General features: G+C 58.0%; 15 protein-coding genes and 2 pseudogenes. 6 read left to right on the top strand and 11 right to left on the bottom strand.

Going from position 1 to position 14,966, the window contains the following annotated elements:
• Positions 1–657 precede the first annotated feature (657 nt).
• A pseudogene (locus NKH33_RS33365) lies at positions 658–857 on the bottom strand (hypothetical protein); the annotation flags it as partial.
• Between the two features lie 78 nt (positions 858–935).
• Complete coding sequence (locus tag NKH33_RS31045; RefSeq protein ID WP_352542674.1) at positions 936–1,625, bottom strand: phosphatase PAP2 family protein; 690 nt, start codon at positions 1,623–1,625, stop codon at positions 936–938.
• On the opposite strand from NKH33_RS31045, the gene NKH33_RS31050 reads away from it, so the two are divergent.
• Positions 1,624–1,908: a hypothetical protein gene (locus NKH33_RS31050; protein WP_352542675.1), complete on the top strand. Its 285-nt coding sequence runs from the start codon at positions 1,624–1,626 to the stop codon at positions 1,906–1,908. The two genes, NKH33_RS31045 and NKH33_RS31050, sit on opposite strands and share 2 nt — an antisense overlap.
• Positions 1,909–1,942: 34 nt before the next feature.
• Here the strand turns inward: NKH33_RS31050 and NKH33_RS31055 are convergent, their stop codons facing one another.
• From NKH33_RS31055 to NKH33_RS31095, 9 genes and pseudogenes are all read right to left on the bottom strand, one after another.
• Positions 1,943–2,572, bottom strand: coding sequence for a methyltransferase family protein (locus NKH33_RS31055; RefSeq protein ID WP_352542676.1), 630 nt, complete (start codon positions 2,570–2,572; stop codon positions 1,943–1,945).
• Positions 2,573–2,591: 19 nt separating this feature from the next.
• Positions 2,592–3,389 (bottom strand): sterol desaturase family protein, encoded by a 798-nt coding sequence (locus NKH33_RS31060; RefSeq protein ID WP_352542677.1) that lies wholly within the window; start codon positions 3,387–3,389, stop codon positions 2,592–2,594.
• Positions 3,390–3,510: 121 nt separating this feature from the next.
• Positions 3,511–4,329 (bottom strand): annotated as a pseudogene (locus NKH33_RS31065) (IS630 family transposase); the annotation flags it as partial.
• Positions 4,293–5,228 (bottom strand): MBL fold metallo-hydrolase, encoded by a 936-nt coding sequence (locus NKH33_RS31070; protein ID WP_352542678.1) that lies wholly within the window; start codon positions 5,226–5,228, stop codon positions 4,293–4,295. The gene NKH33_RS31070 and the pseudogene NKH33_RS31065, both read right to left, overlap by 37 nt.
• Positions 5,229–5,375: 147 nt before the next feature.
• Positions 5,376–5,882: a prepilin peptidase gene (locus NKH33_RS31075; RefSeq protein ID WP_352542679.1), complete on the bottom strand. Its 507-nt coding sequence runs from the start codon at positions 5,880–5,882 to the stop codon at positions 5,376–5,378.
• A 9-nt stretch (positions 5,883–5,891) separates the two neighbouring features.
• Positions 5,892–6,443: a tetratricopeptide repeat protein gene (locus NKH33_RS31080; protein ID WP_353045347.1), complete on the bottom strand. Its 552-nt coding sequence runs from the start codon at positions 6,441–6,443 to the stop codon at positions 5,892–5,894.
• A 54-nt stretch (positions 6,444–6,497) separates the two neighbouring features.
• On the bottom strand, positions 6,498–7,415 hold the full coding sequence (locus tag NKH33_RS31085) for a type II secretion system F family protein (protein WP_502898822.1): 918 nt from the start codon (positions 7,413–7,415) through the stop codon (positions 6,498–6,500).
• A gap of 45 nt (positions 7,416–7,460) precedes the next feature.
• Complete coding sequence (locus NKH33_RS31090) at positions 7,461–8,432, bottom strand: type II secretion system F family protein (protein ID WP_352542681.1); 972 nt, start codon at positions 8,430–8,432, stop codon at positions 7,461–7,463.
• On the bottom strand, positions 8,432–9,814 hold the full coding sequence (locus NKH33_RS31095; protein ID WP_352542682.1) for a TadA family conjugal transfer-associated ATPase: 1,383 nt from the start codon (positions 9,812–9,814) through the stop codon (positions 8,432–8,434). Before NKH33_RS31095 ends, NKH33_RS31090 begins: the two co-directional genes overlap by 1 nt.
• A 529-nt stretch (positions 9,815–10,343) precedes the next feature.
• On the opposite strand from NKH33_RS31095, the gene NKH33_RS31100 reads away from it, so the two are divergent.
• The 5 genes from NKH33_RS31100 to NKH33_RS31120 all read left to right on the top strand — a co-directional run bounded on the left by NKH33_RS31100 (position 10,344) and on the right by NKH33_RS31120 (position 14,966).
• Positions 10,344–10,517, top strand: a complete 174-nt coding sequence (locus NKH33_RS31100) for a Flp family type IVb pilin (protein WP_352472996.1) — start codon at positions 10,344–10,346, stop codon at positions 10,515–10,517.
• Positions 10,518–10,600: 83 nt separating this feature from the next.
• Entirely contained in the window at positions 10,601–11,638 is a 1,038-nt protein-coding gene (gene cpaB / locus NKH33_RS31105) for a Flp pilus assembly protein CpaB (RefSeq protein ID WP_352502861.1), read from the top strand.
• Positions 11,639–11,693: 55 nt separating this feature from the next.
• Positions 11,694–13,139 carry a type II and III secretion system protein family protein gene (locus NKH33_RS31110; protein ID WP_352542683.1) on the top strand — a complete coding sequence of 482 codons (1,446 nt, stop codon included), beginning with the start codon at positions 11,694–11,696 and terminating at the stop codon, positions 13,137–13,139.
• A 10-nt stretch (positions 13,140–13,149) separates the two neighbouring features.
• Positions 13,150–13,416, top strand: a complete 267-nt coding sequence (locus NKH33_RS31115; RefSeq protein ID WP_352542684.1) for a hypothetical protein — start codon at positions 13,150–13,152, stop codon at positions 13,414–13,416.
• The gene (locus tag NKH33_RS31120; protein WP_352542685.1) at positions 13,413–14,966 is read left to right on the top strand and encodes a TadE/TadG family type IV pilus assembly protein; all 1,554 of its coding nucleotides are present in this window, start codon (positions 13,413–13,415) and stop codon (positions 14,964–14,966) included. Before NKH33_RS31115 ends, NKH33_RS31120 begins: the two co-directional genes overlap by 4 nt.

Here is a 14,966-nt window from a genome sequence, read left to right on the forward strand (position 1 = left end):
TCACCACCGTGCCATGGCCGCTCGCCCCTCAGAGCAAGCCCCGTTCTCTCTCCAAAACTTTTTGCAGAACCTTCAGCACACTATCGATGCTTTTCAAGCGTCCGGGGGAAAGGCCGACAAGTTTGGCGGCCTCCTCCGTCTTGAGCAGACGGAGAGGGAAGGTGTCTGATCGTGACATGTTTTCTCCTTTCTGTTCGCACCAGATGCAGGTGCGCCGAGGAGAGGCTTACAATTTAGCGAATGCGCCAAGCCCCGCTGGTTGCGCCCTCCCTGCACACGCCCCGGACAAGTTTACTCGCCGTCGCACTATGAAGTGGTGCTGCGTGGTCAATTGGCCATGCGGCTGTGACGGGGCACTACTGCGGTAATCGTCGAGTGCTCATCACGCTTTGGCTCGGTGTTTCGACGAAACAGAAACAAAAGAAAAGGTGCAAACCCGTGTGCACGGCATGTGCACATCGCTCGCTAATTATTTGTTTCCGCTCAGTCCATCATCGTCCCGACTCGCTTCCGAGTTCGTGGTGCTCGATCTCGATTTGCTGTCAGGCCGCTTGGCGACGATAGCAAAAGAATGCCTCCTCAATGGGGGCGTCTTGCGATGTAGCGGCCTTCCCATCTTCAAACTGTGCGGCCCGGAGACATGGGTAACAGTTGTACCTAAGACATGGGTGACACCCTCGTGCCGAACGGGTTGTCGTAGGTCTGCAAGGTCCTCTGTTCCAAGTCGATATATCTGAGATCATAATGCATGAAGGAGACGAGCCTAATGCCGTCGTCGACTTCGTGATTCCGAGCCTCTGGCCGGCGAGCACGGTGGAGATGTTGATCGTCTTCCTGTGTATGCAGATGCGGCCGCAGGGCGGCGGTCCTCCTCCCCGTGTCTCACCGCCGCCACGACATTGCCAGGCAGCTGAAGGGCAACGGCCCTGGCCAACTCAGTGGTCCGCGTCCGATCCCACGGCTGATCTCGCAACGCCGTCGGCCTTTCCGCGTACATAGCTTGGCATCTTGACTGCAATGATGGAGAGAATGCCGATGACTACGCCGGCGATTACATCTATTAAATGATGACCGCCTTCAGGCAGAGTGGCCACGATCATGGCGGCATTCACCGTGGCCAACACGATAAAAAGTGGCCGGATGGTCCGCGCGGCATAGACCACTGCCAATCCAAGTGCCGTGTGGAACGACGGGAACGTGACGAGCCCTGTGCCTTTGGCCATAATCAGATCAAACGGCTCGCCTGATCGCAGCGCCATAAGCACTTGATGGTGCCACATTCCGGCATCAGTGGTGAAGTTCGAAAATTGCCCCGGCGCCGGCTTGAAATAGGCATAAGCGCCTTCTGCTGGGGCCAAAGCCATCATTGCGCCCGTGAAAACCGAAGCAACCGCTAGAAGAGCGACAAACTCCAGTGCTCGTTCTCCTTGGTTTGTCACCGCGAGGATTAACAGAACGAACGGCATTTGGAACGCGAGGGCGTGATAAGCAAAAACCAGGACGGATGCTGTAATTGGCTTGTTGGTCGTCGCGAGGAACCACTGCCAGTCGAAACCGAGGGCGGAATCGATAGAAGCTAGAACCGGGTCCGCCAGAGGCCTTGAGGTGGCCGACGCCAGGTACATGAAGACGGTCGTGGTGATGGCGAGCGGAATGAAAGCTGCTGCGGAAACGACCACAATTCTCAGGCAGCCACAAAGATATTTGATTACGCTCGCAATTGGGCTTGTGTCAGATCGCACTCTGTGGAGCGCAATTGCCGATGCCATCCAAGATGCACTGAGGACAAGGGCCACCTTGCCTATGTCAATCCAGTTCCTCGATGAAAAATCGACTGTGGAAAATGGCAGCCACAAAATGTCGATCAACCCGAAAAGAGCTGTAGCCAAGGCAATAATTACTAAGTGATTTCGAGTAGACTGCGGATCAGCATGGGGCACAGTCACTGCCACCAGTACAATGAGGATAAAGATGGAATGAGCATTGGCGTGGTCTGCCCATACGCATCGTATTCGGGGAACACCGCTCGCAAGACCCTCTCCTCGTTTACGAGCCGCCGATATTGGAAAGCGAGGGCAATGGCGCAGATTCCGACGGTCGCCCATGTCGCATTGCCGAGAAGAATACCGACCAAGACGATCGCTTCGCAGACGTAGAGCGGGTGGCGCACGATCTGGTAAGGGCCTGCCGTGACGAGCCGTCTGGCCTGCGCAGTGATGCTGAAGGATCTGCCGAGCCACCACAGGCACAAGATGCAAAGCGCGAAACCAACTATGGTGGTCAGGTCCGCAACAAACTCGATCTGCGGAGCTGCCTGGATGCGAGGGACCGCGATCAAAGTTGCGGTGGCAAAGCATCCGATGAGCGCGGAGATTCGCGGTTCAATTCCCTGCGCTGTTCCCAGTGGCGGAAGACGCGCCACTGTCATTCCAACGATGAGCACGAGAAAGCCGACAGCGGCGACATCTGCGGTGAAATGGATAATCCACGCCACTGTCCATTCTGCGCCGGCAAGAGCTACCAAGAACGTTTCGGCCTTCAAAGTCGCGCAGAACGTGAAGTAGAGTGTCATCGTTGCACGCCCGACGAAATCACGTATCTCTGGTGGAGGGAGCTTCATTGATTCTGCCCTTCGGGATCACTGGATAGGCGAGTTGCTCGACGTAAGTTGATGGAATCGGATCATCGACGCCATAGCGCTCCGGGACAGCGTTACCGGGCAGGTACATGGTTCCGAGGAGCGCATCGATCAATGAAAGTTGACCTGCGAAGTTCTTGTCGTATGCCGCGCGCTCGTGAGCGTGATGCCAATGATGGAACTGGGGTGACGCGATCAACCACCGAAGCGGGCCGATGTTCAGCCTGACGTTGGCGTGCAGCAAAAGTCCGTGGACGTGAAAAATTATTGCAAACAGGGCGATCGCCGGACTGCTGAAACCCAGCAGATATACAGGCACGAGCGACGCGCTCTTTGTCAGAGCCTGGTCAACAGGATGAATCCTGTGCGCCGCCAACCAGTCCAGTTCTTCAATGCTATGATGAATCGAATGGAAGCGCCACAAAAAGGGAACGGCGTGAAAGGTGCGGTGGGCCAGGTAAAAGCCAACGTCCGCAATGACAATGATCTCTGATACCTGGAGCCAAACAGGTTGCGATGATACTGCGCTGCCGACATAGGCCGGCACCAGCCGCCCCACCGTACTCGTTGCTAGCGTGAGAGCCGCGATCAGGCCAAGGCTTATCGGGATGCCATTAAACAGCGCATAGATGAGATCGTTGAAAAAGGCTTTCCTGAGTATCTTTTGATGGGGGCGCAGAGCGAACAGGTATTCGATCGGAACGAAGATCAGAACCGCAATTAAGAGCGCTTTGATATTCAGAATGTCCATACGGCGTCCCGCCGGCAAGACGCAATCCAAGCACTTCGCCAACTTGAGCGCAAGCTAATGGTTCTCGGAGATTAGTTGAAAAGGTAATTTGCGCGCCAAACATGTCAGGCTGAGAGCCCGCCTAGTGGATGGAATCTAACACTTGGTGCCCGCGTTTGACGGCGGCAATGATCTTGTCGGGATCGGCGGTCCAACTGAAGGGCTTTGGTTGCTGGTTGTGCTCTTCGAGGAAGCGGTTGATTGCGGCCTGGAGGTCGACGACGGAGTGGAAGACGCCTCGTTTGAGGCGACGCTTCGACAGTTTTGCGAAGAAGCCCTCGACCGCGTTGAGCCACGAGCATGAGGTCGGTGTGAAGTGGAAGGTGAAGCGCTGATGGCGGCCGAGCCAGGCCCGCACCTTGGGGTGTTTGTGAGCGGCGTAGTTGTCGAGGACGACGTGGACGGCCTTGCTGGCCGGCATTTGCGCCTCGATGGCGTTGAGAAAGCGGATGAATTCCTGATGGCGATGCCGCTGCATGTTCTTGCCGATAACGGAGCCGTCGAGCACGTTGAGGGCGGCAAACAGTGTGGTCGTGCCATTCCGCTTGTAGTCGTGAGTCATGGTGCCGAGCCTACCCTTCTTCATGGGCAGGCCGGGTTGGGTGCGGTCGAGCGCCTGGATCTGGCTCTTCTCGTCGACCGACAGCACGATGGCGTGAGCAGGCGGATCGACATAGAGGCCGACGACGTCGCGCAGTTTATCGACGAACTGCGGATCGTTGGAAAGCTTGAACTGGCGCCAGCGGTTGGGCTGCAGCCCGTGCGCCTTCCAGATGCGACGCACAGCGCTTGCGCTGATGCCAGCCGCTTGCGCCATCATGTCGGCGGTCCAGTGCGTCGTCTCGCCCGGCAGATTGACAAGCGTCAGCGCCACCACGCGCTCGGCCACCTCGGGTCCGAGCGCGTGGTCGGCGTCCTCGGCGATTGTGGCGGCTGATGATCCTCGAACCAGAATGATGACTGGCGTCGCAAGATAGTTCCCACCGACGGCAAGGGAAAATGCGATGTCATGACGATACGTCCATTGTCCGAGCAAGCCTCCAGGAATGCCCACCGCGTCCGACGTGCCTGGTCAGGGTCCGTGTCGTACCGAAAGCTCCAGTCGGGGTATATGCATTGCATCGGCCAATGCATGAGATCGCCGGAAAACACTGCCCCTACGCCTCGAGATCTCAGGCCGATGGCTACGTGCCCCGGGGTGTGGCCCGGCGTCGGCTCCAGCCACACTTCGCCATCGAGTTCATAATCCATATCGACAAGCACAGCCCGACCAGCCTCGACGATTGGCAGCACATTGTCCTCATAGGTCCGTTCGTCGGCATCGCCGGAGGCGGCCTGTGCGGCCTCGAACTCGCGCCGCGCCATGATGTAGCGGGCGTTCGGGAATGTCGGTATCCAACGCCCGTCCACCAATCGTGTGTTCCAGCCGCAATGGTCGATATGAAGATGGGTGCACAGCACATAGTCGATCTGCTCGGGAGCAACACCTGCATTCGCCAGGCGCGCCAAAAAGGTGCCGTCGTTGCGGCGATGCCAATGCCGGAAGTATGCGCACGTCTTGTCGTTGCCGACGCAACTGTCGACCAGAATGGTGTTGTGGCCGGTACGAACCAGAAAACTCTGGATGGGAAGAATAAGCCGGCCGGTTGCCGGCGATATCAATCGGGGCGTGAGCCAATGAAGATGCGGTTCGAGTGCTTCGTCGGTGCAGTCGGGGAACCATTCCGACGGCGTCCGCAGAGGGTCGCACATCTCCAGAATTCTGGTTACCCAGATATTCCCGATTCTCCAATCGTCCATTGATGCGATCCTTCTTCGACCGAGGACGGATCGCTAGATATAACATTTGCGGCAAGATGGCGTCAGACCTTTCTTCCGATAGGAAGACGGAGGCGCTCGCGATGTGGCCGCGCTTACGATCGGGTACCAATCGTTAGATCTTAACCACTAGAACCGTGCGTTGCCATAGATCTGTAGCGCCAGCATGCAGATAGCAGCGATCGAGATCGGCACGCCGAAGGGGACGACGCCTTTGCGGTCCAGATGCTGAACGTAGACGCGGAAGGCCCCTTCGGGCAGCATCAAGGGATTCTTCACGACTAACGCGGTCGCAAGCGCGAAGACCAGCAACAGCACGGAAAACACCAGAAGCCCGCTGCCGCCGATCAGAAACGAAACCACCGCCATCAGTTTGACATCGCCAGCGCCGACCTTGCGCATGGCCCACAACAAGAAAAGCGCCACGAACAGCAGTAGGCCGGCAACCGCGCTCAGGCCCATGTCCCACCACGACCCGCTGAGGATCGACATAACCTGCAGCGAACCCAGCCCAAGACACAAAAGCAGCAGCACGTCACGGTTAGATATTTTTTGGGTCGTGAAGTCGAGCCATGCAATCCTTGCCAGCAAAGGAACCGCTAGCCCCTTCATCAGCAGCGCTCCGGCAAGCAACATGCTAGCGCCTTACCGTTCGAGATTCTTCACGCTGGACGACAGGAGTCGCAAATTGTTGGCGACGGTCGGATCATTGGGAGCCAGTTCGTATGCTTTGAGGAAATTACTGCGCGCGTCCTGCAGCTTGCCGCGCAGCAGATAGGAATAGCCGACATTGTTGTAATATTCGGGCGTTGGCCCAATGAGCCGGAAGGCCTGGCCATAGGCCCTGTCGGCGAGATCGAAGCGGTGGATGCGGTCGCTGCAGGCGGCGAGGCCCAGCCATGCGGCACCGTCGTTGGGGGCGAGTTGCGTCGCCTTGTAGAACAGGGCGCCCGCATTGCCATAATTTTCCGAGCGGAACTGGTTCTTGGCTTCGGCAACGGCTTGGTCGGAGGCATAATATTCGACGTCGCTGACCGTCTTCAGTCCGTCGAAGGCATCGCCGAAGGCAGTAAGCTCCACTTTCGCCGGCTCGTTAGTCCGGACGACCCCCGTTGGGTCCGTCGCATTCGACTGACAACCGGAAAGCACGACAACCAGCAAACTGGCAGCGGCAACGAGGCACATTGGCCTTTTCATTTTATCCCCCAGGGATCTTGCCGATCCGGTCCCCTGACCAAAGCACATCCCTGTCTAGAAGAAAATGCCCTTCATTCGAATGATCACCGGAAGCATCACGACCATCATCACAACAGGAAAGATGCATAGCCCCAGCGGTATCATCATCTTGACAGGCAAAGCATTGGCGCGTTCCTCGGCGAAGAGAATTCTTTGTCCCCGCATTTCGTCGCTGTAGACGCGCAAGGCGTCCGTCAAACTGGTACCGAGCTCTTCCGATTGACGGAACAGCACAGCCAGCGCGCGCGCCTCCTCCAGTCCAACGCGGTCGGATAATTCGCGCAGCGCCTCGCGCAACGGCTTGCCCGCGCGCAACTGAAGATTCATGATTGCGAGTTGGATGCCGAGCCATCTATGGGTGCCAGCCAGTTCGCTGCCGACACGCTCGACAGCCGCTTCGAGGCTCATGCCGGCATCGGCACAGGTGATCATCATGTCCATGAAATCCGGAAAGCCGCGACGATATATCTGTTTTTGTCCCTTTTCGAACCGATCGAGAGCGATGCTCGGAATCACGATGCATCCCAGCCCAAGCAGGGCAGAGCCTGCAAAGGCGACAAGACCGGGAAGTTCGGGTGGCAACATCCGCGACAGGAGCGCATACGTCACGGAAAAGCCAAGACAGACCGCGCCAAGGCGTGACAGAGTATAGATCAATGGCGCGCTTGACTGATAGAAGCCGGCGCGAAAGAGTTTTGCGTCCAGCGCACTTGGCTCGTCACGTTCCTTTTCGATCGATCTGAAATAAGCGTCGACCGGCCGCTGTGCTGAAATCTTGGCCAGTTCTTCCTGGCCCAAAAGCGAGCGGCGGTTGGGAATGCCCTCTGCCAGCAGGCTTTGCGCAACCAGTTTCCTCGTCTGCAGCGCCGGCAAGACGACGAGCGCGCCCACCAGAAACAGCGCTACGGCCGCCAGGAAGACGGCGATGGACACCAGAAGGCTCAGATCCTGGGTCACAACTTCTATAGCTCCGATCGCTCAAAAATCGAAATTGACCATACGGTACATGATGAAGTCGCCGAGCAGCGCCCAGAACCCGAAAACCAAGAACACAGGCATGATCAAGGGGCTGCCCCATACATCACCGTAGTAGCTGGGGGCTAGGCCCGTGAGGATGGCGAGCATCAAAAGAGGAAACAGGGAAATGATCCACGCGGACATTCGCCCCTCGGCAGAGAGCGCCCGAATCTTCAACCTGAGTTTCTGCCTTTCGCGCAGCACCACTGAGAGATTCGACAGAATTTCGGTAAGGTTGCCGCCGGTCTTGGCCTGAATCGACAGCGACACCGACAGCAAATGCAGACCTTCGAAACCGACGCGCTGCGAGAGTTTTCGCACCGCGTTTTCAAGGCTGAGGCCAAAGGTGATCTCGTCGGAAACAATGCCGAATTCGGTGCCCAGCGGATCAGGCATTTCTCGTGCAACAAGGCTTATAGCCACGGAAGTCGGATGACCGGCACGCAGCGAACGCACGATCATCTCAAGGGCATCCGGCAATTGCTTCGCGAATTTCTGGATTCGCCTGGCGCGCGCGCGGCGGAGAACCAGAAACGGCAGGAGGAATACGATGAGCAGAAAGATGATAAACGAAAACACGGCGGAGAAGTGCAGCAGGAACGCAAATACCAGTGCCAGGGCCAGTCCACCGAGAGCAAATGTCGCGACGAACGACAGCGGATTTCCGGTAACGCCGGATTGCGTGTACAGCCTGTTCAGGCCGACCGCATTGAAAAGAAAGTCGCCCGAGCTGGTAAGCCCACGTTCTTGCAGCAATCGCTGCAAGGTCTGTTCGGCCGGAGCGTCGTCGGCGAGCCGCTTCAGTCGACGGTTGATCGTGCTGACCGTTGAGCGCCGCTTGGAGTAAGTCACATACAGAGCCTCGGCCGCGAGGATGAGCGACGCAGCCGCCAGTACATAGATGAAGTAGAGCAATGTCTGGCCGGTCAACATTAGAGCGGGACCTGTGGGTTGAACGCGTCCTTGGCGAACTGATGGCCAAGGGTCGCCGCTTCCTGGGCAAAGCGCGGACGAATGCCGGTCGCCCGAAATTCACCAACGATCTGGCCCTCGGCATTCACATCGCGGCGGACGAAATGGTAAAGTTCCTGAACCTGTACGACATTGCCTTCCATACCGGTGAGTTCTGATATGGAAACAACCCGCCTTCCACCATCGGAAAGCCGTTGCGTCTGCACAATGATGTCGATGGCCGAGGCAATCTGAGCCCGTATTGAATCGTGGCTCATCGGCATGCCGGCCATACCGACCATCTGTTCCAATCGCGATATCGCATCTCGGGGCGTGTTGGCATGAATGGTGGTCATTGAACCTTCATGGCCGGTGTTCATAGCCTGCAGCATGTCGAAGGCTTCCTCGCCGCGCACCTCGCCGACGATGATGCGGTCCGGCCGCATGCGAAGCGCATTTTTTAGCAATTCGCGCTGGCGAACTTCGCCCTTGCCCTCAACATTGGGCGGACGCGTCTCGAGACGGCCCACATGCGGCTGCTGCAGTTGCAGTTCCGCTGCGTCCTCGATGGTGATCAGGCGCTCCCTGGCTGGGATGTAGCTCGACAGGGCATTGAGCAGGGTCGTCTTGCCGCTGCCTGTGCCGCCCGAAACCAGGATCGACTTGCGGGCCTGCACGGCAATGCGCAACAGGTCGACCATCGGTTGCCGGATCGAATTAAACGCCATCAGACGTTCGAGCGAATAGGGGTTCTTGGAGAACTTGCGAATCGAGACCAGCGGGCCATCCACCGAGATCGGCCGCACAGCTATATTGACTCGCGACCCATCTTCCAGCCGCGCATCGACCATTGGCGCCGATTCATCGACACGCCGGCCGATAGCCGAGACGATCTTGTTGATGACACGTAGCAGATGGGCTTCATCGCGAAAGCGGATCGCCGTCTCCTCTATGACTCCACGCCGCTCGATGAAGACTCGCTTGTGGGTGTTGATCAGAATATCGGAAATCGAATCATCCTTGAGCAAAGGCTCGATCGGACCCAGCCCGAGCATCTCGTCAGCGGTGTCGCTGGTCAATCGGTCAAGTTCGCGGGCGTTAAGCGGCACGTTGCGAGCACGAACGAATTCCCGCACGATGGGGCGGATCTCGTTCAGGATTTCCTCCTTGGACGCACTTTCAAGGGCCGTCAGGTTGAAGCGATCAATCAAGTGGCGGTGGAGCTCGACCTTGAGCGTAAGGAAATCATCCCCCGGCGATTCGAATTCCGCAGAACGGGACAGTACGGGGACTGCCGGCACGATCGGATCAAGCTTCGGCTCGACCCGCGGCTCGCTTGGCCCTTTCGTGAATCGGCCCAGCATTTTGCGCTACCCCTTTGGACACGCCTTGGGGGGAATACCCGCAAGACAGCAGGCACCGAGCACGTTCCCGAACTCAATACTTCGTGCATATTTAACATCCAGGTCGAAAAAACATCTCATCTATTCGAACGAGGCGTCCGACCGTAAATATACAAGGGCCTGCCAAAACATCGCCCTGCGTCTTTTTGGCCACGATGGCCCTTACGGGCTCTGGCAAGCCCTTGGATATAATGGCATATGCCTATCTGCTAATATCGCCTCGCTTCTGCCACAGACGCGGCGAAATTGTGAACGGATGGTTAAAGACGGGCGAAAAGCAGGCAGAATCAACGTCTTGCTGCAGAGAGACCTCGAAACGATATTACCATTTCAGGCATAGCACAGGTATAAATAAGTTAAAGAACCACTAACATATTTGACTCTGCTTTTTATCGGCCCCTAGGATTAGGTCGACGGAGGATGCTCAGGTATGCGATTTCATCCTTGGCTCGTCTCGTCAGGGTTTGAACCTCCAAAGGGAGAAATTGGCATGAAAAAGCTCATGACGATGACCCGGCAGTTCCGCGACGACGAACACGGCGCCGCCATGGTCGAATATACCATCCTGCTCGGCATCATCACCGTGGCGGTGATCGCCACGATCATTCTTGTCGGTGGCTGGGTCAGCACCCAATGGACGGGGCTTTACGCGTTATTGCCGTGATAGCTTAGTCCTATCATCGACGCCGGGGAGGTCCCCGGCGTCGATCCAGGTGGTGGGTGAACGGAGTCTGGCGGGAAAAGAAAGTGCGTGCAAACACTGTCATCATGATCGTTCTCGCCGGCGTATTCGGCGTGCTCGCAGTGGTTCTCGCCAATATCTGGCTGACCAGCCAACGCAGCGCTATGGCGAAGACGGACGTGCCGCGCGATACCGTCGTGGTGGCGGCCGTATCTTTGAAATTCGGCGACACGCTGTCGGCCGACAAGCTGCGTGAAATCACATGGCCGGCGGGCGCGGTTCCGGCCGGGGCTTTCAAGACGACAAAAGATCTACTCGCTGGCGAAGGCACAAAGCAGGCGCTGCAGGCGATCGGCGCCAATGAACCCGTTCTCGCCACCAAGATTACCGGCCCCGGCCAGCGCGCCACGCTTTCGGCGGTGCTCGGCGAAGGCATGAAAGCTGTTTCCATCAGAGTCAACGATGTGCTCGGCGTCGCAGGATTCGTTTTCCCAGGTGATCGGGTCGATGTGCTCCTGACGCGCACCGTGCGCAACCCTGGAGATGCAGACCAGAGTTTCGTCGACGTGCTGTTGCAGAGCATGAAGGTGCTCGCCGTTGACCAGGTCGCCGATGAAAGCACCGACAGCCCGACGGTGGTGAAATCGGTGACTGTCGAGGCTAGCACCAAGGACGCCCAGAAGCTGACGCTGGCCGCCGGCGCCGGCCAGTTGTCGCTCGCGCTTCGCCAGGCAGCCGCCGGCAAGGACGAGATCACCCAACGCATCACGCTTTCCGACCTGACCGGCGAAACGCCGGCCGATGTCGCAGCCAGGCAGGCCGAACTCGCCAGGCAGGCGACGGCCGATGCTGCTGCGGCAGCCGAGCGCAAGCGCGCGGACGACAAGATCAATGGCCTGACTCGGGCCGTCGAACAGGTCGGAAACCGGCTCGACGACTTGAGCAAAGCAAAGCCTGCTCCGGCCGTGACCTCGGCACCCGAAGCGCAAGAGGTCGTTAAGGAAGTGATCAAATATGTGCAGCCGGAGCCGTCAGCCCGTGCGACTATCGGCGTTTTTCGGGGCGTGAAGCTCGAAAAATATGACGTACCGCGACAAAGATAACTCTGGTATGTTGAGATAAAGAGCGTCCGAAGAGCCGCCAAAGGGGGGAATGTAGATGCGAACGGTCCGGGAAACACTGGCAGCCGCCGCGCTGGCCTGTTCGGTGATATTACTGCCGATCGGCCTTGAGGCTACGGCAGCCGATCGCCGTATCGACGTGTCGAACCCCAAGGTCCATCGTGTCTTCCTGCCCATGTCGCAATCGCTGACGATTGAGGTGAATGCCACTCTTGGCGATATCGTCGTCGCCGACGAGAAGATCGCAGATGCCCAGCCGATGACGGACAAGACGCTCTACGTCATTGCCAAGGGCGCCGGTACCACAACCGTCAATCTCTTTTCCGAAGACAAGCGCTCGCTTGGCGTAATCCAGATCGAGGTCGGCGTCGACGTCAACGATATGGCGCAAGCAATTCGGCAGGTAGCGCCCAGATCGCGGATCGATATCGGCTCGGTCAATGGCAAGGTCCGGCTCGGCGGGCATGTGAAAGACGGCGCGACGCTGGCGTCGATCCTGGAAGTGGCCCAGCAATACGGTCCCGACGCGATTATCAATGCCGTTACCGTTGATGACAGCCAGCAAGTGAATCTGGAAGTGCGCGTGCTCGAGGCCAAGCGCAATGCCGGTCGCGACCTTGGTGTGTCGATCAGGAGCACGAACAACAGCGGAACGACCCGAACTGGAACGGGCATTGCCGCCGTCGATGAAGATAACGTTGTGCTCGGACCGGGCGGTCTGCTCACTGGCCTGCTCTCGAACACCAATCCGTTCGCGGCGCTGATCACTCGCGTCATCGACAGCAACATCAAGGTCGATCTGATCATCGAGGCGCTTGAGGCAAAGGGTGTCGTGCGCATGTTGGCCGAGCCCAATCTCACCACGCTTTCCGGCGAGCCGGCCAGCTTCAACGCCGGCGGTGAAGTGCCCATCCGCAGCCTCGACAGCGACGGCCAGATCAACATTGTGTACAAGCAGTTCGGCGTGAATCTGCAGTTCACGCCGATCGTGCTCAACGACGACAAGATCCATATCAAGCTAGCGCCGGAGGTAAGCGACCTGAACGGCTTCACGCCGGCTGGCGACCCGATCTTCACCACCCGCAAGCTGGCGACCGTCGTCGAGTTGCGCGACGGCCAGAGTTTCGCCGTCGGCGGGCTCTTGTCCAGCAAGAATACCAAAATCCAGAGGCAGGTGCCATGGCTGGGCCAAGTGCCGATCGTCGGCGCGCTGTTCCACAATTCAAGCAATCAGAAGGAAGAGACCGAACTGGTCGTCATCGTCACCCCGCACATCGTGCGCCCGGTGAAACCCGGCGAGCAACTGGCGACCCCATTCGACAAGACACGGCCGGCCAACGACCCGGAATTTTTCGTGCTCGGCCAACTGGAAGTAACCAAGGACATGGTGCGCAAATATGAACTGGGCGAAGGCGTCGTCGGCCCCTATGGCCACATGCTCGACCTGAAATCCAAGGACAAAATGATCTATGTCAAGAAATAGGATGTTGATCATGCTTTTGTGTGCCAGCGGGCTGACGGGCTGCGCCGACTATCTAAACCGCTACGACACGGTGACACTGGCCGCAGGCGACACCCAGAAATACAATTCGCTTCTGCAGACAGTCGATCCGCTCAATCCGGCGTCGAAAAAGACCGCTATTGAAGGGGATGGCGCACGCGCTGCTGCTCTTGCCCAGAGTTACAAGTTCCCACCGCCACCACCGCCGCCGCCGGCCATCACGGTCAATGTCGGGACGCCGCAAGACACGGCGGATTGAACAGAAGGATCAGCGCGTCAGGTAAACAAGGAATCCTGGCGTCCAGGAGCAAAAAGAGCAAGGCCATGCTGCGTATTATTCGCGCGTTCTGGCACGATCAGAGGGGAATAGCGCTGATACTGGTAAGCGTCATGCTGCCGGCGATCATCGGATTTTCTCTGCTGGTGATCGACATGAGCCGGCTCAACAATCTGCATAACGATCTGCAGAAGGGGGCTGATGCGTTTGCCCTGGCAGGCGCGGCTGAGCTGGATGGGACGTCGGACTCCATCAGCCGTGCTGATAGGGCGATCGCCACGCTGGTACGCAATCGATACACCTTCTCGACCGCCGGCCCTCCTCAAACGCTCGCTTCCGCCGGAGTGACCCGCCGATATCTTCGCTCATTGCCGGCCACCGACAATCTCCCGATTGTGCCGGCCAATGTGATCACCGACGAGCTGAATGACGCCAAACTTGCCCGTTTTGTTGAAGTCACTGTAGCCCCGGTCGGGTTTGCTGCAATCTTCCCGGCTTCCTTCTTGTCATCCAGCGCCAGCAACAATTTCAATGTCGGCGCAGTCGCTGTGGCGGGCTTCACTTCCGGCGTGTGCGATTTCACGCCGGTTTTTATGTGCAACCCTTACGAGACGGTGAACGGCACGAATGCAGCGGGCGGATTCACACTTGAGCAGGCCGTCTCCAACCCGGCTGTACATCGTCGACTGATCGAACTGAGGAAGGTCGGAAATGGGGCTGCCGCTGGCCCTGGTAACTTCGGCTTCCTCGAACCTCCGGCCGGTGTGGGGAACGGTGCTCAAGCCCTCGCTCAGACGATTGCAACATCAAGGCCGATTGGTTGCTACAGTTCCGCCAACGTTAGCACGAAAACTGGCCAGAACGCCGGCCCAGTGCAAGACGCCTTCAATGTTCGTTTCGGCATTGCAGCCAGCGGCAACCATTTCAATAGTGCTGAATACGGTCCAGCCGCGAACGTCCGCAAAGGGGCAATCAAGACCCGAGGAAGCGCAAACCAATGTCCTTCCATGAACCAACTTTCATTCACCCAAGCTGGAACAATGGGCCTTCCACGCGACGCGACCACTCCATACCTCGGCGGCCGAATGGGCGATGGAAATTGGAATTTCTCTGGTTACTGGAGCACCAACTTTGGTTCCGCTGCCTACCCATCTTCATGGAATACGACCAAGCCGACGCGCTATCAGGTCTACCGTTACGAGATATCAGCCGGGTTGGTAGGCATGGCGTCGACTGGTGGAGAGTTCGGAACCCCGTCGGCAACTTGCCAACCCCCTGTCACGACGGTTGACCGTCGGTTGATTTACGGTGCGATCCTGAACTGCAATGCACTCCGCGCTGCCGGCAGCGATCTGTCAGGCCACAGCACGGATCTGCCGGTGGAAGCTTTTGGAAGCTTTTTACTGACTGAACCGGTTAAGTCGCCATCGGAAGACGCATCCGTGATGGTTGAATTGGTAGACATTACTGGGGGTGGCGGCCAGGGCACGCTAGACAATTTCCTCCGCGACGAAGCTCAGCTTTACCGGTGA

Source organism: Mesorhizobium sp. M1182, assembly GCF_040318335.1.
Classification (GTDB): Bacteria; Pseudomonadota; Alphaproteobacteria; order Rhizobiales; family Rhizobiaceae; genus Mesorhizobium.